At 46.2% G+C, this 22,578-nt stretch carries 15 protein-coding genes, 3 tRNA genes and 3 pseudogenes; 13 read left to right on the top strand and 8 right to left on the bottom strand.

Features of this window, described 5'->3' with window-relative positions; genetic code table 11:
- The first annotated feature begins 49 nt into the window (after positions 1-49).
- The 9 genes and pseudogenes from alaS (at position 50) to D791_RS04450 (ending at position 8,440) form a co-directional block, all read left to right on the top strand.
- Positions 50-2,645, top strand: a pseudogene (alaS, locus tag D791_RS04410) (alanine--tRNA ligase).
- Between the two features lie 53 nt (positions 2,646-2,698).
- Complete coding sequence (locus D791_RS04415; RefSeq protein WP_036508334.1) at positions 2,699-3,934, top strand: aspartate kinase; 1,236 nt, start codon at positions 2,699-2,701, stop codon at positions 3,932-3,934.
- A gap of 62 nt (positions 3,935-3,996) precedes the next feature.
- Entirely contained in the window at positions 3,997-4,179 is a 183-nt protein-coding gene (gene csrA, locus D791_RS04420; RefSeq protein ID WP_036508336.1) for a carbon storage regulator CsrA, read from the top strand.
- 66 nt (positions 4,180-4,245) lie between these two features.
- Positions 4,246-4,335: transfer RNA gene (locus D791_RS04425), tRNA-Ser, on the top strand.
- A 10-nt stretch (positions 4,336-4,345) separates the two neighbouring features.
- Positions 4,346-4,422 (top strand) — tRNA-Arg (locus D791_RS04430).
- 27 nt (positions 4,423-4,449) lie between these two features.
- Positions 4,450-4,526: transfer RNA gene (locus D791_RS04435), tRNA-Arg, on the top strand.
- Between the two features lie 500 nt (positions 4,527-5,026).
- The gene (locus D791_RS04440) at positions 5,027-5,278 is read left to right on the top strand and encodes an OadG family protein (RefSeq protein ID WP_036508338.1); all 252 of its coding nucleotides are present in this window, start codon (positions 5,027-5,029) and stop codon (positions 5,276-5,278) included.
- Positions 5,279-5,311: 33 nt separating this feature from the next.
- Positions 5,312-7,125, top strand: a pseudogene (gene oadA / locus D791_RS04445) (sodium-extruding oxaloacetate decarboxylase subunit alpha).
- Between the two features lie 13 nt (positions 7,126-7,138).
- A complete protein-coding gene (locus tag D791_RS04450; RefSeq protein ID WP_036508340.1) occupies positions 7,139-8,440 on the top strand; it encodes a sodium ion-translocating decarboxylase subunit beta in 1,302 nt (433 codons plus the stop codon).
- 55 nt (positions 8,441-8,495) lie between these two features.
- On the opposite strand, the gene D791_RS04455 is transcribed toward D791_RS04450, so the two are convergent.
- The gene (locus D791_RS04455; RefSeq protein WP_036508343.1) at positions 8,496-9,590 is read right to left on the bottom strand and encodes a TRAP transporter substrate-binding protein; all 1,095 of its coding nucleotides are present in this window, start codon (positions 9,588-9,590) and stop codon (positions 8,496-8,498) included.
- A gap of 111 nt (positions 9,591-9,701) precedes the next feature.
- Complete coding sequence (locus tag D791_RS04460) at positions 9,702-10,616, bottom strand: DMT family transporter (protein WP_036508346.1); 915 nt, start codon at positions 10,614-10,616, stop codon at positions 9,702-9,704.
- Between the two features lie 162 nt (positions 10,617-10,778).
- Here D791_RS04460 and D791_RS04465 point away from each other — a divergent pair, with 162 nt between their 5' ends.
- Positions 10,779-11,519, top strand: coding sequence for a sulfite exporter TauE/SafE family protein (locus D791_RS04465; RefSeq protein WP_036508349.1), 741 nt, complete (start codon positions 10,779-10,781; stop codon positions 11,517-11,519).
- A 56-nt stretch (positions 11,520-11,575) separates the two neighbouring features.
- Here the strand turns inward: D791_RS04465 and D791_RS04470 are convergent, their stop codons facing one another.
- The gene (locus D791_RS04470; RefSeq protein WP_036508352.1) at positions 11,576-12,214 is read right to left on the bottom strand and encodes a response regulator; all 639 of its coding nucleotides are present in this window, start codon (positions 12,212-12,214) and stop codon (positions 11,576-11,578) included.
- A gap of 109 nt (positions 12,215-12,323) precedes the next feature.
- Positions 12,324-13,673, bottom strand: coding sequence for a cache domain-containing protein (locus D791_RS04475; protein WP_036508356.1), 1,350 nt, complete (start codon positions 13,671-13,673; stop codon positions 12,324-12,326).
- Positions 13,674-13,842: 169 nt separating this feature from the next.
- On the opposite strand from D791_RS04475, the gene D791_RS04480 reads away from it, so the two are divergent.
- Both D791_RS04480 and D791_RS04485 read left to right on the top strand, forming a co-directional pair.
- Positions 13,843-14,391, top strand: coding sequence for a TRAP transporter small permease subunit (locus tag D791_RS04480; protein ID WP_036508359.1), 549 nt, complete (start codon positions 13,843-13,845; stop codon positions 14,389-14,391).
- Between the two features lie 2 nt (positions 14,392-14,393).
- A complete protein-coding gene (locus D791_RS04485) occupies positions 14,394-15,788 on the top strand; it encodes a TRAP transporter large permease (RefSeq protein ID WP_036508363.1) in 1,395 nt (464 codons plus the stop codon).
- Between the two features lie 54 nt (positions 15,789-15,842).
- Here the strand turns inward: D791_RS04485 and D791_RS04490 are convergent, their stop codons facing one another.
- The gene (locus D791_RS04490) at positions 15,843-16,769 is read right to left on the bottom strand and encodes a histone deacetylase family protein (protein WP_036508366.1); all 927 of its coding nucleotides are present in this window, start codon (positions 16,767-16,769) and stop codon (positions 15,843-15,845) included.
- A 182-nt stretch (positions 16,770-16,951) separates the two neighbouring features.
- Positions 16,952-18,307 (bottom strand): DEAD/DEAH box helicase, encoded by a 1,356-nt coding sequence (locus D791_RS04495; RefSeq protein WP_036508369.1) that lies wholly within the window; start codon positions 18,305-18,307, stop codon positions 16,952-16,954.
- 212 nt (positions 18,308-18,519) lie between these two features.
- On the opposite strand from D791_RS04495, the gene D791_RS04500 reads away from it, so the two are divergent.
- Positions 18,520-19,059: an NlpC/P60 family protein gene (locus D791_RS04500; protein ID WP_081763725.1), complete on the top strand. Its 540-nt coding sequence runs from the start codon at positions 18,520-18,522 to the stop codon at positions 19,057-19,059.
- A 60-nt stretch (positions 19,060-19,119) separates the two neighbouring features.
- Here the strand turns inward: D791_RS04500 and D791_RS04505 are convergent, their stop codons facing one another.
- Positions 19,120-20,457, bottom strand: coding sequence for a DUF1329 domain-containing protein (locus D791_RS04505; RefSeq protein ID WP_081763726.1), 1,338 nt, complete (start codon positions 20,455-20,457; stop codon positions 19,120-19,122).
- A 20-nt stretch (positions 20,458-20,477) separates the two neighbouring features.
- Positions 20,478-22,426 (bottom strand): annotated as a pseudogene (locus D791_RS04510) (DUF1302 domain-containing protein).
- Positions 22,427-22,578: the final 152 nt, after the last annotated feature.

The raw sequence follows: 22,578 nt of genomic DNA on the forward strand, positions 1-22,578 counted from the left end.
GTCTTTTTGAAACCGTACCCCAGGCAGCGGATCAGTTACTATGAAATACATGACCAGCGCAGAGATACGTCAGGCGTTTCTTGAATATTTTAGTCAGCAAGGGCACACCATTGTCCCCTCAAGCTCGCTTATACCGGGTAATGACCCGACCTTGCTTTTTACAAATGCGGGTATGGTCCAGTTTAAGGATGTCTTTTTAGGCACTGATAAACGTGATTATGTCCGTGCGACCACTTCTCAACGTTGCGTTCGAGCAGGCGGTAAACACAATGATCTTGAGAACGTCGGATACACAGCTCGCCATCACACATTTTTTGAAATGCTCGGCAACTTCAGTTTTGGCGATTACTTTAAGCAAGACGCTATACGTTTTGCATGGACGTTCCTAACGGAAGTGTTGCAGTTACCCAAAGAAAAGCTTTGGGTAACCGTCCATCATAGTGACGACGAAGCCGAACATATCTGGAAAAACGAGATAGGTGCCGATCCTCAAAGATTTTCTAAGTTGGATGAGGATAACTTCTGGTCAATGGGTGACACAGGACCGTGCGGCCCTTGTACCGAAATATTTTATGACCATGGACCGGATGTTGCAGGTGGGCCACCAGGAAGCCCAGACGATGACGGTGACCGTTATATCGAAATCTGGAACATCGTATTTATGCAATACAATCGGTCAGCTGATGGCAAGATGTCGCCCTTGCCGAAGCCATCCGTAGATACGGGAATGGGTCTTGAACGTGTTGCTGCTGTGTTGCAGCAGGTTCACAGTAATTATGAGATTGATTTGTTTGTGGCCTTGTTACAGGCTGCAGCAAGCGCTGTTGGTACTGATGACCTGCAGCAAAAGTCATTGAGAGTTATTGCGGACCATATACGTTCTGCCTGCTTTTTGATTATTGATGGCGTTGTGCCTTCAAATGAAGGACGTGGCTATGTGTTGAGACGTATAGTGCGCAGAGCCATTCGTCATGGTAATAAGCTGGGCGCGAAAGATGTTTTCTTCCATAAGTTAGTAGCCGCGATGGCGAATGTGATGGGAGACGCCTATCCGGAATTGCGCACACAGCAAGCCAACATAGAGAAAATTCTGTTAAAAGAAGAGCAGCAGTTTGCACGCACTTTGGAGAACGGCATGTCGATTCTGGAGCAAGCAATCGCTTCATTGGCCGACTCAGTTTTGCCGGGTGATATAGTGTTCAAACTCTATGATACCTATGGATTTCCAGTCGACTTGACGGCTGACGTTGCGAGAGAACAAAACTTAACGCTTGATATGGCTGGCTTTGAAGCAGAAATGGAGCAGCAGCGCCAAAGAGCGCGCGCCGCGGGTCAATTTGCTGTTGATTACAATGATCAAATTCAGCTAGACGGTGAAACTCAGTTTACTGGGTATGAAGCTCTTGAGGATCGCAGTAAAGTCGTTGCGCTTATTTTGAACGGCGAAAAAGTTGAGCAGTTGTCTGCAGGTCAGCAGGGGATTGTGGTATTAGAAAATACCAGTTTTTACGCTGAGTCCGGTGGTCAAGTGGGAGACTCGGGACGGCTGCTTTGGGATAAGGGTGAGTTTCAGGTACAAGACTGTACCAAAGAAGGTAAGCACCATTTACACCATGGTGTTTTACAAGAAGGTGTTTTATGCGTTGGGGACTCCCTCGTCACCGAGGTTGATCAGGCGAAGCGTCAGGCAACGGCTCTCAATCACTCAGCAACACATTTACTGCATGAAGCATTGCGTCGTGTGCTCGGCGAGCATGTTATGCAAAAAGGCTCTTTAGTGAATGCTGAGCGCCTTCGTTTCGATTTTTCGCACTTTGAGGCTGTCACATCCGATGAGTTGGCTGAAATTGAGGCGATGGTCAATCAGCAGGTCTTAAATAACTCTCTCGTAACCACTGAGTTAATGGAGTTGGATGCTGCAAAAGCAAAAGGTGCCATGGCGCTGTTTGGAGAAAAATATGACAGCGAAGTTCGTGTGCTAGCAATGGGAGATGGCTTCTCTACAGAGCTTTGTGGGGGAACTCATGTAAAACGAACAGGTGATATAGGCGTATTTAGAATCCTTTCTGAAAGCGGTATTGCTGCAGGGGTACGGCGTATTGAGGCTGTTACAGGGCTGAATGCGCTTGCGTATATCTCTGAGACTCAAAAAGCCTTAGAGGATATCGCGTCGATGTTAAAAGCATCGCGTCCGTTGGTGGTTGAAAAAGTTAAAGCACTCTTTGACCGCCAGCGCGTTGTTGAAAAAGAATTAGAACGTTTGCAGGCTAAGTTGGCGACAGCAGAGTGGTGACTTACTTGAAAAAGTCATGGATGTTCAGGGTGTAAAAGTATTGGCAACATTGGTTGAAGGGGCAGATCCAAAGACTCTTCGAGATTTATTGGATAAGCTTCGTAACAAGCTTGAAAGTGGCGTTATTGTTCTCTTTTCTGCTGTTGATGGTAAGGCTAGCGTGATTGCAGGTGTCAGTAAAGATCTGACAAATCGTATAAAAGCGGGCGATCTTGTTAAGACGATTTCTGCAGACCTTGGTGGCAAAGGGGGCGGGCGCCCAGATATGGCTCAGGGCGGTGGTGCTGATATTGAGGCTATTCCTTCAATTGTTCAGAGAGTGCCCGCCTTGGTTGAGCAGGCGATAAGCTAAGTTTTGTTGGCCTATACCTGCGCGGTACGCAGGTGTTACCGGAGAAATTTGAAATGGCGTTATACGTACAGAAATACGGTGGGACTTCAGTAGGTTCAATTGAACGTATCGAAGCTGTAGCGGATAAGGTCAGCTCATTTCGTCGGCGCGGCGATGATGTTGTCGTTGTGCTGTCAGCTATGAGCGGTGAAACCAATCGTTTAATTGGTTTGGCTAAGAGTATTACGTCTGAACCTGATCCGCGGGAGTTGGACGTACTAGTGTCAACGGGTGAACAAGTGACGATTGCGCTTTTATGCATGGCATTGCAAAAGCGCGGCTTTGAAGCTCGTTCGTACACTGGGGCGCAAGTGAAAATTCTAACGGATCGAGCTTACAGTAAAGCACGTATTCAGGATATTGAAACTGAAAGAATGCGTTCGGATCTTGCGGCAGGACGAGTTGTCGTTGTGGCTGGATTCCAAGGCGTTGACCCTGACGGGAATATTACTACACTTGGAAGAGGTGGATCCGATACTACAGGTGTGGCATTGGCGGCTGCGTTAAAAGCAGATGAGTGTCAAATTTATACAGATGTTGACGGTGTCTATACAACAGACCCCAGAGTGGTTGAGTCGGCGCAGCGTCTTGAGAAAATCACCTTTGAAGAAATGCTCGAGATGGCCAGCTTAGGCTCAAAAGTACTGCAGATTCGAAGCGTTGAATTTGCGGGTAAATATAAAGTACCCCTGCGTGTGCTTTCAAGTATGGTTGATGGCCCAGGCACACTGATTACAACAGAGGATGAGACTGACGTGGAAAAACCGGTAATTTCAGGTATCGCGTTTAATCGTGATGAGGCTAAACTGACAGTAGTAGGTGTGCCTGATATTCCAGGTGTTGCATCGCGCATCTTGGGTCCAGTGAGTCGCGCTAATATTGAAGTTGACATGATTGTTCAGAACGTAGCTGGTGATAAAACCACGGACTTCACCTTTACGGTTCATCGCAACGATTATGAGAAGACTAAGAAAATTCTCGAAAAAGTTGTATCTGAGTTGGGCGCACGTGAGTGCTCGGGTGATAATAAAATTGCTAAAGTATCGATTGTCGGTGTTGGGATGAGATCCCATGCCGGTGTTGCTAGCAAGATGTTTGATACGCTGGCAAATGAAAATATTAATATTCAGATGATCTCAACATCTGAAATTAAAGTATCAGTAGTGATCGCAGAAAAATATCTTGAGTTGGCGGTGCGTGCACTCCACTCATCATTTAATCTCGATGCAACTGATACAGTGTCTGAGTGAATGTAGGATGCGTCATCCTGTAATCACTTTATCAGCTTAAACAAAGGACGAAGGAGATTCACATGCTGATTCTAACAAGACGTGTAGGGGAAACTCTAATGGTGGGTGATGATGTCACCGTGACAGTATTAGGGGTTAAAGGTAACCAAGTTCGTATCGGTGTGAATGCACCCAAGGATGTATCTGTTCATCGTGAAGAGATTTATCAACGAATCCAACGCGAAAAACAGGAAGAAGAAAATTAATTTAACTTTTTGTTAAATAAAGCTTCCCAAAGAGAAGTTTTGCTAGTATTATTTGCGCCGTTGTTAGGTGAGTTGGCCGAGTGGCTGAAGGCGCGCCCCTGCTAAGGGCGTATAGGGGAAACTCTATCGAGGGTTCGAATCCCTCACTCACCGCCATTTTGATAATGCGCCCGTAGCTCAGCTGGATAGAGTACCTGGCTACGAACCAGGCGGTCAGAGGTTCGAATCCTCTCGGGCGCACCATCAAAATGAAACAACGGCTTTAAATGTGCGCCCGTAGCTCAGCTGGATAGAGTACCTGGCTACGAACCAGGCGGTCAGAGGTTCGAATCCTCTCGGGCGCACCACTAAAGTCAAAACGTAATACTCGATCATAATGATCATAATAAAGTCTCCAAGTCTCCAAGTCTCCAAGTCTCCAAGTCTCCAAGTCTCCAAGTCTCCAAGTCTCCAAGTCTCCAAGTCTCCAAGTCTCTGATCTGCTTTCTAATCATTCTTATTAAGCATTTACCTGCGTTTTTCTGTTGTTGCCACTTTATCGTTTCATTCTGGTTTCGCAGTTTCCTTGTTTGCTCACTTTCCTAGATGATTTGTGACTTTGTGCCTTCCTTTCTCCATGTCATGACATGCTTTCGTATAAATTATGTAAAAAAACTACATAATCACCTTGCTGTTGCTGCAGGTATTATTTTTAGATTTAATAGCCATACCATGTTGTCGCCTAGCCTTAAATCAGCTTTAATGCAGGTCGATAAAAATAATAAGAGGTTGTGTCTTGAACACTTTTCGTTTTTTTAACGAAATTAATAGGCATAATTCTCGTTTACGCTACTACAGGAGTGAACAAATGGACGAACTACTATCGGAAGGCTTTTCACTTATGGTCTTTGGTATGGGTTTTGTCATCGTCTTTCTGACCCTATTGGTGATAGCCACCTCGGCTATGTCTAGGATCGTAATGCGTTTTGAGCCAGCACCTGTTCCCAAAGCAGCTGCAAAAGCTAAAACCATGTCCTCAAATCCTGCTGACGATGCTCAGTTGATCGCCGTCATGACAGCCGCGATTCATAAATTTCGTAATGACCGTAAGGGTCAATAATTCAATTTTATCAGTCAGAGAAAAGGTTAGCCTATGTCAGTCGTAAATAAACCGCTTGGCATCACCGAGCTTGTATTGCGTGATGGTCATCAATCGCTCCTCGCAACCCGTATGCGTCTTGATGACATGCTTCCTATCGCAGCAAAAATGGATCAAGTCGGTTATTGGTCAGTTGAAAGCTGGGGTGGTGCAACATTTGACTCCTGCATACGTTATTTGGGTGAAGATCCTTGGGTGCGTATCCGTGAGTTGAAAGCCGCTATGCCTAACACGCCTCAACAAATGTTACTGAGAGGGCAAAATTTGTTGGGATATCGTCATTATGCTGACGATGTGGTGGCTAAGTTTGTTGAACGAGCAGCGACCAACGGTGTTGATGTTTTCCGTATTTTTGATGCGATGAATGATCCACGTAATTTAGAAGCTGCGATTAAAGCTGTTAAGAGCGCGGGTAAACATGCTCAAGGTACGATTTCATATACGACCAGTCGTGTTCATACGATTGACATGTGGGTCAGCTACGCGAAGACGCTAGAAGACATGGGTGCCGATTCGATTGCAATCAAAGATATGTCCGGTATTTTGACGCCGTATGATGCCTATGACCTGGTGTCACGTCTCAAAGCACAAACGGATCTTGAGGTTCAGTTGCAATCACACGCTACCTCTGGTTTGGCTGATATGACGCTTTTAAAAGCAATTGAAGCCGGTATTGATCGTGTTGACGCTTCAATTTCTTCAATGTCAATGACCTATGGCCATACCGCAACAGAAACCGTTGTTGCTGCTTTGCAAGGTCAGGGGCGTGATACAAATCTGAATTTAGAGCTGCTTGAAGAAATAGCGGCTTACTTTAGAGACGTTCGTAAAAAATACGCTAAGTTTGAAGGTTCGCTCAGAGGAACCGATTCACGCATTTTACTTGCGCAAGTGCCTGGCGGAATGTTGACCAACATGGAAAGTCAGCTGAAAGAGCAGGGTGCAGCGGATAAGTTTGACGAAGTATTGGCTGAAATCCCTAAAGTACGTGAAGATTTAGGCTTAATCCCTCTTGTGACACCGACATCTCAGATTGTTGGAACACAAGCTGTTATCAACGTTCTGATGGGTGAGCGTTACAAAACGATTTCAAAAGAAGTTCAGGCTATCCTGAAAGGTGAGTATGGTTCAGCGCCTGCACCTTACAATGCAGAGCTGCAAGCCAGAGTCCTAGAAGCTCTGCGGCCATAACCTGTCGTCCAGCCGATTTGATTGCTGACGAAATGGATAAGCTGACGGCTGAGCTAAAGTCGACAGCGAATGAAAAGTCCATTAAGTTGGAGAGTGGTGATCGCTTAGTTGATGATGTTTTAACCTATGCGCTTTTCCCTCAGATCGGTCTTAAGTTTTTAGAGAATCGTGGCAATCCTGATGCATTTGAGCCCGCACCAACAGCGCAAGCGCCTGTTGCGAAGGCAGACGAAAGCAAGTCCAACATGCCTAAAGTGGCAGGTGATTCAGAGGTTTACACCTTAACCGTCAATGGACAAACCTATGTCGTACAAGTGACTGAAGGTGGAGATATCACTTCAGTGACACCTGTAGCGTCTTCTGCGCCGACAGCTGCACCCGTTGCTGCCCCTGTTGCAGGTTCGGGCGACCCTGTGCCTGCACCGCTAGCCGGAAACATCTGGAAGGTAGAGGTATCGACTGGCCAACAGGTAAAAGAAGGCGATGTTCTGGTTATCCTTGAGGCGATGAAAATGGAAACTGAAGTCCGTGCAGCAAGAGCAGGTACTGTGGTTTCTGTTGATGTCAAAGAAGGTGATTCCGTGCAGGTCGGCGATAGTTTGCTGACGCTTGCCTAATAGGTATTAATGAATGGAAAAGCTACTCAGTATCTGGTTTGCCTCGGGGATGTACAACATCACCTTTGGCCAGTTCTTTATGATTATCGTTGGCTTGGTGCTTCTGTACCTTGCAATTAATAAAAAGTTTGAACCTTTACTGCTGGTGCCAATTGGCTTTGGTGGCATACTTGCCAATATTCCAGAGGCGGGTATGGCATTTTCTGCGGTTGAAAACGCATTGCACTTTGCACGGCCAGAAGTCGTTCGTGACTTGGCTGCTACATTGGGTGCTACGTCTTTTGATCCAGACCAGTTAAAGCATATTTATTATGACTCTAACGCATCCACGCATGCAGCAGCTTCTTTAGTTGCACAAGATGCGGGTTATAGTAATGGCATGCTATATAACTTTTATACCATAGCAGTGGCCTCAGGAGCCGCACCCTTATTGATTTTCATGGGTGTGGGGGCAATGACAGACTTTGGTCCACTGTTGGCAAACCCTAGAACCTTGTTTTTAGGTGCTGCTGCGCAGTTTGGTATCTTTGCTACGGTATTAGGTGCCGTGGGTCTGACCTCTTTGGGCTGGATGAATTTCTCCATCAAGGAAGCCGCAGCTATCGGTATCATTGGTGGTGCTGATGGTCCAACCGCGATTTACGTTTCGACAATGCTGGCTCCACATCTGTTGGGGGCTATTGCAGTGTCTGCGTATGCCTACATGGCATTGGTACCTATGGTTCAGCCACCAATTATGCGTGCGTTAACCACTCAGCGTGAACGTAAGATTGTAATGAGTCAGCTACGTCATGTGTCGAAGCGTGAAAAGATCTTTTTCCCGATTGTATTGATGCTGCTAGTTGCCATGTTGCTACCCGATGCTGCACCTTTATTGGGAATGTTCTGCTTTGGTAACCTAATGCGTGAGTGTGGGGTTGTGGATCGTTTGAGCGATACGGCGCAAAATGCATTGATCAATATCGTGACGATTTTCCTCGGCTTGTCTGTGGGATCAAAGCTGAGTGCAGATAAATTCCTTGATTTACAAACACTGGGTATTCTTGTGCTGGGTATTGTGGCATTTGCGGTTGGAACAGCAGCAGGTGTCCTTATGGCAAAATTGATGAACCAGATGATGGGAGGAAATGCGATCAATCCATTGATTGGCTCAGCGGGTGTGTCCGCTGTTCCGATGGCGGCTCGCGTGTCTAACAAGCTTGGTTTAGAAGCAAATTCACAAAACTTCTTATTAATGCATGCAATGGGTCCGAACGTAGCGGGTGTAATCGGCTCGGCGGTGGCTGCAGGTGTTATGATTAAGTTTGTTGGATAAAATGTAAAAAGCAAAAAAAGGCAGTTCATTAGAACTGCCTTTTTTATTGGAATCGTTACTTCAAATCAAAGTATTTAGCACGAGCGGCCAAGAAGGCCTGGTCTACCGTTTCGGTTCTTGTCCGTAGAATGTTCAGCGAGCTAATGTAGCTTTCGGCTGTTTTCTTCGTCAGTGCATCACCACTCTCACGCAGCTCGGTTAAAATTTCTTTAGCGGCAACGGCACCTGCTTGAAGAATTTCATCTGGGAATTGGTGAACTCGGACACCGTGTTGCTCTACGAGCGTTTTCAATGCAATTGGATCATTGGCATAAAACTCTGATGCTACCTGGTCGTATTCGGCTTGGCAGGCAGATTCTACAATGGCTTGTAAATCTTTTGGCAATGCAGAGAATTTATCTTTATTCACAACCAGTTCAGTGGCAAGACCTGGCTCGATAAAGCTTGGGAAGTAGTAGTCTTTACAGATTTGGTGGAAGCCAAGTGCCAAATCGTTGTAGGGGCCTACGAATTCAGCTGCATCGAGTGCGCCAGATTGAAGGGCGGCATAGATTTCACCGCCAGCCATATTGACGACCGTTGCGCCCAGTTTTTGCCATACCTGACCACCGATGCCGGGGGTGCGGAAGCGAAGTCCTTGAATATCGCTGAGGCCTGTGAGCTCTTTGCGGAACCAACCGCCCGCTTGTGTACCTGTATCACCTGAAAGGAAGGCTTTAACACCAAACTGATCATAAACTTCGTCATAGATTTCTTGGCCGCCCATATAGCGCATCCAAGCGGCTAATTCACGCGAGGTCATTCCGTAAGGAACACCGGTGAAGAACGACGTTGCACGGCTTTTATTTTGCCAATAATAAGCTGCACCATGGCTCATTTCAGCTGAGCCTTCGATCACAGCATCAAAGGTGCCTAACGCTGGAACGAGCTCACCTGCGGAGAAAACCTGAACAGTTAAGCGGCCATCGGACATGTTGGTAATACGATCAGCAAGACGTTGAGCGCCCGTGCCGAGCCCAGGGAAGTTCCGTGGCCAAGTGGTCACCATGCGCCAAGTGATTTTGCGTTGTGCAATGGCTGGGGCAGCAACTGAGGCCGCTGCTACACCTGCACCAATCGCAGCACCTTTAATAAAATTACGACGCTTCATACATATACTCCACTTTGTTATTGTTTGTCTGTCAATAAGAACGTTATTCAATATAGCCTGTAATGTCTATCCGTAGTACTACGGATAGAAATATCTTTGTTTTATCAATGATTATGCGTGAGCACGTTTATGACTGAGTCGCGTCGCCATCGCAATACCACTAAAGATTAATACCATCCCGACCCAATGGAAAACGTAGAGTTTTTCATTCAAAAAAAGACTGGCCAACAATATGCCCCAGACAGGGATAAGGTGGATGAAATAGCCTGTTTGATTAGCTCCTAAGACCTGTACACCTTGATTCCAGAATAAAAAAGCCAAGACTGATGCAAAGACACTCACATAAATCAGTGTTGAAATGCTGGTGGTGTTGAAGGCTATATGGCGGTGTTGAATGAAATGCTCGTACAGATAGAAGGGGGTAATGAGTGCAAGTCCGAGAATTGCGGTAATAGAAAAGAACTCTAGCCCCGTCAAGTCGGCACTGCGTTTACGCAACAAAACAGAATACAGTGCCCAGCTGAATACGGCAGCTAAAATCCAGAATCGACCTTGGTTGCCTGACAGGAGTGCGCCAAAGTGACTGATAGAGCCTTCGGTGATAATAGTCATCACCCCAATGAGTGACAACGTAACCCCCGTGATTTGCAGATACGAGATGCGTACACCATAAATGAATCTAGACAAGAGTAAAATCATCACGGGACATGCAGATAGCAGCAATAAGGCATCTGTTGCAGGTGACGTTTGCAATCCTAGATAGACAAAACTATTAAAATTGCACACGCCCAGAAACGACACGAAGAGTAAATACAGCCAATCCCTGCGCAGAATGTGTCGCTTCTTCCAGAGTAAATGCAGACTGAATGGAAGAATGATGATCAGTGCAAACGCCCAGCGCCACCAAGACAAGGCTAAGGGTGGAATTTCCGCCGAGACCGCGCGCCCCACGACAAAATTGCCACCCCAGAAGAGCGTCGTTGCGATTAACAGTATGTAAGCGATTAAAATGCTGCGAGTTTTCATGGATGTATTGTTCTGATTGGTGTATTGGCTTTTTGCGCTATTTTGGCCTGTATGTCAACTTTGTTTGAGTTTTGGTTACACAAACGAACAATTGACCGAGGTGCTTTAGATGGGTATAACGCTTGCGAATACAATAATTAAAATCTGAGCTGGAACAAAGCGATGCTGGAATGGAGCGTTTTAATACTTGCGGGTTATTTGGCGGGAGTACTAAATTCAATAGCGGGAGGCGGAAGTTTCTTAACCTTTCCTGCGTTAGTCTGGGCTGGAGTACCTCCCATTGCAGCGAATGCCACCAGCGCGGTGGCTGTGTTGCCGGGTTACCTCGGAGGAGCGCTGGGGTTTCGTCAGGAGCTTCGTGACATTTCGTTAAGACGTCATCTGCTCTTATCCTTAATTGGTCTTGTAGGGGGGTTAGCAGGGGCGTTGCTCCTATTGATTACACCAGCTCATGTTTTTGGTTTTGTCATTCCAGTACTTTTATTGGTAGCCACGCTCATGTTTGCACTGGGCGCACGTTTACTTGCCTATGTTCGAACGAGCGGTTTGCCATTACCACTGTTACCGGGTTTGTTTTTGGTCGCTATTTACGGTGGCTATTTTAATGGTGGCTTGGGAATCATGTTGTTAGCTTTGTTTGCGGCCGCAGGCATGACGCAAATGAACTTAATGAATGGTTTGAAAAATCTACTTTCCTTTACATTATCCTTTGTCTCAGTCGCTGCGTTTGCATTTGCCGGAAAGATTCTCTGGTCTGAGGGGCTGGTGATGATGCTGGCTGCAACGATTGGGGGCTATCAAGGAGCCGCTCTTGCAAGGCGTTTGCCTGTTCATTGGGTTCGATACGTTGTGATTGGTGTCGGGTTAGTGATGACCGTAGTCTTTACCTATCGCTTATTCTAATTGGCTTGGAGGGCTGAGTTTGGAATCAGCGAGCGAATGGATAAGGCGATTGGTTATTAAATAAGTTGGTGCTCAAGCGCAAATTTAGTCAAGCCAGCGGTGCTTTGAATACCGAGTTTTGTTTTAAGTTTTTGACGATGCGTTTCAACGGTGCGAACACTGATGTGAAGTGTTTGCGCGATTTCTTTATTGGAGTGGCCTTCGGCCAAGAGCTTCAGCACCGTGATTTCACGTTGGCTAAGTTCTTCATTTAAAAAACTTTGTGTGGGTGTGGGATGGCTTCGGAATAATGCGTCCGAGGCACCAGAGCTGAAATAGGTATTGCCAGAATGGACTGTTTCTATCGCTTTGATGAGCTCATTAGATGAGACATCCTTCAAAACATAGCCTGATGCGCCTGACTGTATCAAGGATAAAATGTACTCACGATCATCATGCATGCTCAGCATCAGTATCCGGATGTTAGGTAATTCAATGCGAAAACGTTTTGTGGCATCAAGTCCATTTAACACGGGCATGGACACATCCATGATGACGACGTCGGGTTGTAAACGACGTGCAGCCTCTAATGCTTGCTCACCGTTATTTGCAGTGCCAACAATGTCGATATGCGTTTCGAGCCCTAATCGTGCTTTAAGACCGTCTAAAACCAGTAAGTGATCGTCAACTAAGAGTATGCGAATGGGAGCATGCATGGCCGTTTAGCGCCTTTTGTTATTATAAATGCAGTTGTTTAGCCGTGTAGGGTAATAGTATAACAGCCTTTTGGATAGGTTGATTACCGACCTTCGCCGTGCATGCTTGTCATTTGCAAGGTAAAGAAGCCAGAATATGAGCACCATTGTTCATTTCAGAATGTAACACAAACCGTCCGCCAATGACTTCAACGCGCTCCTTCATGTTGACTAGTCCTATGCCGTTACGTTGAGCTGTTTTAAGATTAAAGCCTTTTCCATTATCGGAGGCTTCAAAGTGTATTTCTTTATCGGCGGAATACAGTCGAAGTTTGACGTGGCTGGCATCTGCATGCTTTTCAATATTCGTTAAACACTCCTGTGCCAGTCGATACACTGTTGTGCCTACATCATCGGGTAAGTCAACTTTGCATAGTTCGTATTCCAATTTTACCTGAATGCTTGTGCGCTCGGAAAATTGATCTAATAGTCCTCTGAGTGCGGACTCAAGTCCTAGATCATCTAGTAATACCGGACGTAAGCTGTGTGAGATTTGCCGGACTTCTTGTATGGTTTGATTGAGTATTTGCTCTGTTTTTTGCAGATCCTCAATCGCGGGATGTTCTGGTGTTTGGTTTTCAAGCTTTTTACACGCGAGTTCAATTCTAAACTTCATAGACACCAGTTGTTGGTTGATCCCATCGTGCAGCTCTCTCGAAAAGCGTCTGCGTTCGTTGACTTGTAGTCGCATAAACTTCTTCACCAACTGTCGAAGACGGTCGTCGGCTAAACGATGTTCGTGGAGGTTAATAGCAAGGCCTAAAATAACAATCAGAATAACTGTGAAGAGCAGGACCAGCATAACCGTCAGAAAACTATTGCGTATATTGTCATCAATTGCTTGTTTGACTTGATGGATGTCGGCGTAGATGGCATCTAAATACAAGCCCGTGCCAAACATCCACTCCCAGTCTGGAATGAGCATGGCATAGCCTAATTTATCTTCTTGCTGCATAAGGGGAGGACGCTCCCAAATATAACGATGATAACCACCTCCACTGTTAGCAGCGTTCAGTAAATGCTGTATTAATAGGTTGCCACTGCGATCCTCAAACTCGAACAGATTTTGTCCAACAAACGCTGGAATTGTGGGGTGAACCAAGTTAATGCCTTGTTGGTCGTATGCAAAGAAGTAGCCATCCTCGCCAAAGGTCATCTGACTTAAGAGTGCAATGACCTCTGATTTTGCTTCCTCTTCACTCAGTGTTTCATTGCGTCGAATCTGTTCAATGGCCGAGAACGCTAGCTCCACTTGTTCTTTAAGCGCTTGTTTTTTCGATTCAATGAGGTTTTGCTCGTATACACCTAAAATTTGTGTCGCTAAACTATGGGCGTGTGTTAACCCTAAGTAAGATAAAATACCAGCGGCCGATAACAAGGGTAAAATGGCGAGTAACAGTATCTTGGCTTTTAGATTCATTGAAGCATCTCAGGGTTGATAATGTGCATCCGTAAAACTACTGAGTTCTTTACGTAGTTCTACGCATATTTTTCGGTATTCATACGAATAGAAAAATACGTCTCTAGAGTAGATGATGTAAACTGTAAAAACAGCCTTAGGGCGCATAAAAATAATGTTGAGGAATGCTATGTTAGTTGTCTCACTCTTAGTTCGACTGATTTGTCGGATTAACCTCATCTTGGGCAATATCTTTTCGTGGTTCTCATTAGGAATCGTATTGACGTGTTTCACCGTTGTAGTACTTCGCTACTTTTTCTCAACGGGGTATGTCTGGATGCAAGATCTATACGTCTGGCTAAATGGCATGATGTTTATGGGCATTGCAGGCTTTACCCTGATGCAGAATGGCCATGTAAGGGTTGATATTTTTTATCGACCTGCGAATGCAAGGCGAAAAGCCATTATTGATATGATTGGCTGTATTGTATTCGTTACTCCTTTTTTATACATCGTCACCACCTACGGTTTGCCATATGTGCAACGCTCTTGGCGCTTTATGGAGGGCTCTTCAAACTTTGGCGGAATGCCAGGGTTGTATGTTGTTAAATCCTTCATCTTAGTCTTTGTAGGTGTGGTTGCTTTGCAGGCCATCGCGATGGTGCTGCGCAGTGTGTTAATTCTATCAGGACGCGAAGACCTCGTGCCTGAGCATTATCGTTATAAAGAAGGGGGTTAAGCATGGATCCAGTGTTTTTAGGTGAGATGCTCTCCCTATTGATGTTCTTCACCATTATTGGTGTGTTGATGATGGGGTTTCCGGTTGCTTTTTCCTTAGCCGGTACGTCGGTCATCTTTGCCACCCTTGGGCATATGTTAGGTGTATTTGATCTATCTAACTTTTCGAGTTTAGCTCCACGTTATATAGGCGTCATGCTGAATGAGGTGTTGGTAGCCGTTCCCTTATTTATCTTTATGGGGATGATGCTTGAACGCTCCGGGATAGCCGAGCAACTGTTGATTACCATGGGGCGTTTGTTCGGTAAGCTGCGGGGGGGGCTGGGGTTGTCGGTCATCATCGTGGGCGCCTTATTAGCTGCTTCTACAGGTATTGTTGGTGCGACAGTTGTTACAATGGGTCTGTTATCGCTGCCAGCAATGATGCGTGCGGGCTATGACCCTAAGCTGGCAACGGGTGTGATCTGTGCATCCGGAACACTTGGACAAATCATACCGCCATCAACGGTGTTGATCTTTATGGGAGACATGTTGGCGGGTGTGAATCAGCAAGTGCAAATGTCGAAAGGAAACTTTGCACCGACACCCGTCTCAGTAGGTGATTTGTTTGCAGGTGCGTTTATTCCTGGACTCATGCTGGTAGCTATTTACATGGCATTTATGATTTATAAAGCTGTGCGCCACCCTGAAACCTGTCCAGCGCTTGAGGTGACAGATGAAGAGCGTGCACGTCTGTTTAAAGACGTCATCTTTACCCTCTTGCCACCTTTGTTGCTAATTATTGCGGTATTGGGCTCTATCCTAGGTGGAATTGCGACTCCTACTGAGTCGGCTTCCGTTGGCGCGATAGGGGCGATGATACTCGCTGCAGTTAAACGTAAACTGACCTTTGCCAACTTGCGTCACGTGATGTTTGCAACAGCCAATACAACCGCAATGATCTTTATCATTCTGATTGGCGCCTCTGTCTTCTCGTTGGTATTTAGAATGATGGGCGGAGAAGAGCTGGTCAGTGATTTCCTCAACAGCTTACCGGGAGGTAAGGTGGGGGCGATCATTTTTGTGATGCTGTTGATGTTTATTCTAGGCTTTATTCTGGATACCTTTGAAATCATCTTCTTGGTAATTCCAATTACGGCGCCGATATTGCTGATGATGGACATCGATCCGATTTGGTTAGGGGTAATGGTTGCAGTGAATCTGCAAACCAGTTTCTTAACACCGCCTTTCGGTTTTGCGCTCTTCTATTTGCGAGGCGTGGCTCCGGATAGCATTACAACACGCCATATCTATCAAGGTGCTATGCCGTTTGTCTTCTTGCAAGTCATGGTTATTGGCTTGTTGATTCTGTTCCCAGGCTTAGTGACTTGGTTGCCGGACATGATTTACGGTCGTTAACACGATATAGACATTGCCCCTAGCGTCTCGTACAGTAGGCGCTAGGGGGCTTTTCTAAAAACCAGCTAAGACTTCCAAGTGTGCCTGAACACTAAACGCAAGTGATACAGGGTTGTATCCACCTTCAAGTACCGACACGATTCGCCCTTCAGAAAACTCATCCGCAATTTGCATAATTTTCTGAGTAACCCAGCGATAGTCCTCTTCATCTAAATTTAAATCAGCCATTGGGTCTTCTTTGTGTGCATCAAACCCTGCTGAAATAAAAATCATATCGGGCTTGTGTGTCCTGAGTGCGGGCAGCCATTGCTGTTCAATGGCATCACGGAACAGGGATGCATCAGAGTGTGCTGCGAGTGGACAATTGACAATGTTCGGGCGGTCAATTGAGCAATATCGCTCGGGATAATAAGGATGTTGGAAAGTGGAGCAGACCAACACCTCTGGTCGATCTTTAAAAATATCCACGGTGCCATTGCAATGATGCACATCGAAATCCAAGATCGCCACGCGGGAGATGGATGGGTGGGTTAGGGCATGACAGGCACCGATAGCGACATTGTTATAAAAGCAAAAGCCCATGGCCATGTTGTACTCGGCATGATGCCCCGGTGGGCGTACCGCGCAGAACGCATTTTTCGCTTTTCCCGCTAAAACACGATTGGTTGCCAGTATCGCACTTCCCGCCGCTAAGCTGGCGGCATGCAATGAGTCGGGGCAGAGTGCTGTATCATCGTCTGTGTATACAACTCCCTCTCTTGGCAGCTTCATCGTTAATTTTTTATGGTGAAGATTTGCATGGGCGAGTTTGATTTGCTCTTCAGTTACATGCACCGAAGTAAGTTGATCTAAATGATCGAGTAGTCCAGTTCGACTGAGCACTTTGTGTATGGCTTGCAGTCGCGTTGGGCTTTCTGGATGGTCTGGCCCCATATTATGGAGCATGCAGTCTTCATGAGTGATGTACGCCGTTGCCGTCATTATTTTTCTCCTTCAACTTCCCTATTTTAGAGTATAAAGGAATTAATTAAGGTTAGGCGAAAGTTGTATTTTTAGAAAAAACTTCAAACTGTGCTAAAGCTTGATTCAGATCAAGCTTTAGCTTTGAGTCCCACTGTAGGATGTATCTACAGCATAGAACTGTACTTTTAGGCGTCGGTGTGTCACCCAGCATCCGGCGCTTTTCTTTTTTTCAGAGGCGCAAAACCTTGGTCAATAGGGGTTGCTGACTCTGCATTCGATGTCGGTGCACGACGTTTGCCGATGGCTTTCTTGTCGCGATGACGCTCTTTCACCTTAGGCTTAGTATCTAGTTTATCCTTAAGTTCTTTTTTCTTCTTACTGCCAGCTGCTTTACCTGAGCTTTTGACTTTTTCAGGGCCTTTGTAATGGCCTAGGAAACCTGCAATGGTGCGCTGAGTAAATGACAGTTTGAGATAACGCTCGACGCTTCTCATTAGATTCCACTCAGACGGCGCGATCAGTGTAATTGCAGTGCCTGATTTCCCTGCACGCCCAGTACGACCGATACGGTGAACGTATTCATCTCCAGAGCGTGGCATTTCAAAGTTAATGACGAGATCCACTCCGTCAATATCCAAGCCGCGTGCGGCAACGTCAGTGGCAACGAGAACCTGCACATGGCCATCTCTAAAAAAACGCAGGGTTTTGCGGCGTTCAACTTGGTCCATCTCACCATGCAGAGATGCTGTTCTATGCTTGTGATACTTCAAGACATTGCCCAGATGCACTGAAGCGGCGCGAGTGTTGGTAAATACCACGGCTCTTTCTGGCTTTTCTTCGTCTAAAATGGCACTGATCAAACGCTCTTTGTGCTTGATATCATCCGCTAGAATAATTTGTTGGACAATCGTGGAGATCTGATCTTGTGCGGTGCTGAGAATTAATCGCTCAGGTGATTTGAGCACTTGCTCAATGAGGTCTTCGATATCACGCGTTTTCAAGGTTGCAGAAAACAGCATTGTCTGACGATCGGTGCCACAACTCGAGGTGATGGTTGTAACGTCTTCTCGAAAACCCATGTCGAGCATTCTATCGGCTTCATCAAGTATCAAAAACTCGATATCAGAGAGCACCAGGCTGTTTAATTCCAAATGCTCCTTAATTCGACCGGGTGTCCCTACAACAATTTCGGGATTTTTGCGCAGTTTTGCTGCTTGTTCTTTGAAACCACTACCACCGCAGATTGTCAGTGCTTTGATATGGGTGAAGGCGGCCAGTTTTATGCAAGACTGAGTGACTTGCTCCGCGAGTTCGCGTGTGGGAACTAAAATCAGTGCTCGTGTACCACGGTTAGGTGCAGGCTGCTCAAGGAAACGTTGTAACATAGGCAATAAAAATGCAAAGGTTTTACCGCTACCTGTTTCAGCACTGACTAAAAGATCTTTGCCCTGAATGGCGAGTGGAATGGCTTGTGCCTGGACTTGAGTGGCTTCTTTAATGCCTTGGGCATCCAGAGCTTTTTGTATACGTTCGTGCAAAATGATATCGGTGAACACTTGGGCGCTTCTCTGACTGATAATCTATGTTGAAATTGTACCAGAAAAAGAATGAACTGTCGGTTTGATTCGTTTGATCCTCGTTAGCAACCTTTAGGTATGGGCTTATTCCTTTTCCAACATGAAAAATGTGCAAGTGCAATAATTAGTACTTGTCAAATGGCGCAAAGTCGGTTTATATATCCTCTTTTCTCTTTAGTAATCTGAATCTTATGCGCTCTATTTTAATTATCACTCTCAGTATTGCGTTAACAGGTTGTTTTTCCAACAGTCGCAGTGTTAATCAATTGCAAATTGTCACGCCAAAGCATACACAAATTTTAGTGCCCAGCACGGCTCGTCCCTTAGTGCCTCAAGCGACTGAAATACGTTTGGCATTAGAGCAGCAGTACATGAGTTGGGCAGGTACTCCGTATCGTCTAGGTGGAGCGGATCGCAGTGGTATCGATTGCTCGGCGTTTGTGAGAGAGGTATTTGGAGACATTTATAATGTCCAGTTGCCTCGTTCCACGGATGAACAGGTGACGTTAGGGAAAGAAATTGCGCGCCAAGAACTTAAACCGTCTGATTTGATTTTCTTTAAGACGGGGCGTACCCAGCGTCACGTTGGGATCTATTTAGGTGAAGGTAAGTTTTTACATGCGTCTACCAGTCGTGGTGTAATTATTTCAAAGCTTGATAATCCTTACTGGAAGCGTAATTACTGGACAGCAAGACGCGCAGAAGAGGTTGTTCAATTAGCTAGTTTATAGCGAGCAATCAAACAAAAAACCCAGCTGATGCTGGGTTTTTTGTTTTAACGTCCTCTGCTTTTAGCGACCGGCTCTGCGGATGGCTTGCGGGGTGAAGTCGTTGTAATCGAAGCGTTGGCTGAAATCATATCCAGCACCCTCTTCATTCGTTAAAGCACCGACGAGATAGCGACCGGATTGTAAGTCGTAGAAAGCTTCTGCGGCTGTCCAAGGCACTTGCACATCTCGGTATGGGAAGTGATGTGCCTCTCCAACTCTCCACAGCTCACCACGTCCATCATAATGATCGACAGTGGCAACCTGCCAAGTGTCTTCATCGATGAAAAACACACGCTTGGCGTAAACATGGCGTTGACCGTCTTTAAGCGTTGCTTCCACTTTCCACACTCGGTGAAGTTCGTAACGTGTCACATCAGGGTTGATATGACCTGCTTGTAAAATATCGCTGTATTTTAGTGAGCGGTCGGCTAGCTTAAAGCTGTTATACGGAATATAAAGCTCTTGCTTACCCACAAGGTTCCATTCGTAGCGATCAGGAGCTCCATTGAACATATCCAGGTTGTCCGTGGTACGTTGTCCATCAGTCGCCGTACCCGGGGCATCGTAGGCGATGTTAGGGGCTAAGCGAACGCGCCGTTGACCTGAGTTGTAGGTCCAGGCTTGTCGAGGTTGGGTAATCTGGTTCATTGTTTCGTGAACCAGCAGAATATTACCGGTTAAGCGAGCAGGTGCTGTGACCTCTTGAACGAAGTAAAACAAAATGTTGTCGTAGCGAGCATCCTCGCTGCCTGATTTTAGATACGAAGGCCAAGAGAGCTTCTCGTTAATCTTTACAGGCGTGAAGCTTCCGTTTGCTTGCACGGGAATTTGTGCAAAGTTACGCTCAAGAGCGCCCCCACGGTAACGTGTCATGTGATTCCAGATCACTTCAAGTCCGTTTGTGGGAATCGGGAAGGCAAAGGCCTCATCAAAGTTTGCGATGCCATTACCACCATCCACTAACCGCGCATTTGCCGCGTTATTCTTAGCTTTAGCGTAGATTGAATCCGGATAGGAAGCGGTTCGATGTGTCGGGTAGACCGGCATTCTAAACGTGTCTGGATAGCGTTTGAACATGGCGATCTGACCATCGGATAAGCGGTCTCGATATTGATCAACATTTGCCGCAGTAATCACAAACAAGGGTTGCTCGTTTGCAAATGGATTCGTGTGGCGATCATTGCTTTGAGCGAGACCGCCCGTCCATTCAGGGATAGTGCCCTCAGCATTGCCCGCGCGTTCGGCGCCGACAGGGGTTAGGTCTTGTCCAAGGCGATTGGGATCGGCAGATACATGTGCCGAAAGCAAGAGGGCTAGGGCAGTGCTCAATATGAGCTTGGGTGTTCTCAAGCTTGTCATTATTATTCTCCAGCTGAAAGTTAGAACGCAACCGATGCGCTAAGTGAAATAAAATCTCGATCCTTGTCTGCATTGAAGGACCCACCAAAGAACGTGGTATAGGAAGCTCCAAAGCGATATTTGTTCATATAGTCAGCGGTAAGGCCCAAGTTAATGGCTTTTTCATTTTCGCGGAATGCAGCACCCGGTTCAGGCCCGTTCCCTTTAACGCCATGTCTAAAGTTCAGTTCGGGCGTTAAAGTGACACCCGCAAAGGCATTTGGATACTCTAGAGCGCCTCTGAGTACATAGCCGTAGGAGTTTTTGGTCACAAAGCCGGAGGTATCTCCAGCCGCATAGCCATAAATGCCAGAGCGTCCGTATTTGAGCGCGTTGGCACTCTCATCTAGACCATGGACATGCGTCCATCCGAGTTCTGCGATGGTACTAAGACGGCTCGCGCCCAATACGTTATCATGGAACTTAATGAAGGTTGTTTGTGCCTGGGTTACATCAAACAGTCCGTAACCACGAATCGTACCGCCTGCACCCGCATTGCGGACTAAGGCATCGGCTGATGAGTTGCCAATACCTCCGGGTGCAAATTGGCGAAGGATGGCGCCGACAAGAAGAGGTCCATTGACTTGAATGGGCATGTCTTGCTTGTGACTGATTTCACCTGACCAGGCAATATCTCCTAGGTTTGTACTGAAGCTTAAACCGACCAAGCGTATTTTCTCGGGGTAATCGATAAAATAAGTGCTCCCAAAGGGGGCGGCTCGTACAGCTTCTGCTTGTGGGTCTAGTCCTGGTGGGAACGGAGGGGGGAGAGCAGCCGGTAAGCCAGCAATGTCCTGGGCGGATATAGGGGTGTTGACACCACTAATCATTGGCAGTCGGCTGTGGTATTGCGTGTAGTAGAGGCCAAACTCGGTGTTGTTGAGGTTTTCAGCAAAATAACGAAGATTTAAACCAAACTGATCTTCATTCTTCGCTTCTCGGCGTCCATTCGGTGCGCGATACACAACTGGCGTATAGCTACTGATTTCAGAGAAAATCGGATTGACTGCGGCTAAGCCTGCCAATGGGGCAAACGGATTCAAATTATTGTAATAGATTTGGTCATTGATTCCAGCAAAGCCTGTTCCGGCACCTACACGTATTCCATCACAGCCTTGCGGTGCAAAGTCATTACTTGAAAAATACGTGCCACACCCATCAATAACTGTAGGCTCCCATTTTAGCTGATAAAAGCCCTCTATACTCAGGTTGTCCGTTAAACCCAGTGAGGCAAAGGCGCTGGCAAAAGGAAGTAGTCCTTCTTTAATTTCAGCGCCAGGTCTTCTGAACGCAGCAACATCCACTGGGTTGAACGAGTTAATTCCCCCTTGTATAAACGTACTTTCCCCCCAGTTAATCGCTTGTCGACCCAAGCGGATATCAAGCGGCATGCTGCCTAGATTAAAACCACCGTAGACATAGGCATCCAGCAGCTCCGCTCCAGCTGATTTGGCAAAGTTATTAAAATCACTGTCATTGAGTCGAGCATTTGGCGTATAGCCATTGGGTGCATGTCCGTGCGCTCGGCTGCCTTTTTTCAGTTCATAATCGTACCAATATTTGCCGCGAGCAAAAAACCTAGGTTGTTATAACGAAGATCTAAGTCATGTACCCCTTTCACAACGGTTGAGAAGGGTTTTCCTTTCTTGAAGTTTTGGGTGCCGTCATCGTAGCTGCCTGAGCCACGGCTTGTACCGCCATTGGGTGGCGAGATTAAGCTTTGATCTGCATCTTTTAAGCGCACGCTTGTGCCAATCGAGAGATTAGAGTCAAATCGCCCTTGAATCTCTCCCAGTTGAAAATCAAGGCCATGGCTCTGTGCGCTGATGGATGCAGCGACAATGCCAGCCAAGATTGAGGGAGCAAAAAAGGGAGATGATTTAGAGAGAGTGCGGGCTTTTCGCTGATAGATAGTTGCCATTTCGTTCATTCCGCCTTGTTATTATTGTGTAACGCATGCTCAGTTGTTTGAAAAAAACACTAGAATCGGTCTAATCTATGGGTTATGTAAATAATAACCTATTCTGATCTAGTCTCAGTAAAATACTAGTATATGACAATGACAAATTGCATCATAGAAAG

Source organism: Nitrincola nitratireducens (genome assembly GCF_000585235.1).
Lineage (GTDB): Bacteria > Pseudomonadota > Gammaproteobacteria > Pseudomonadales > Balneatricaceae > Nitrincola > Nitrincola alkalisediminis.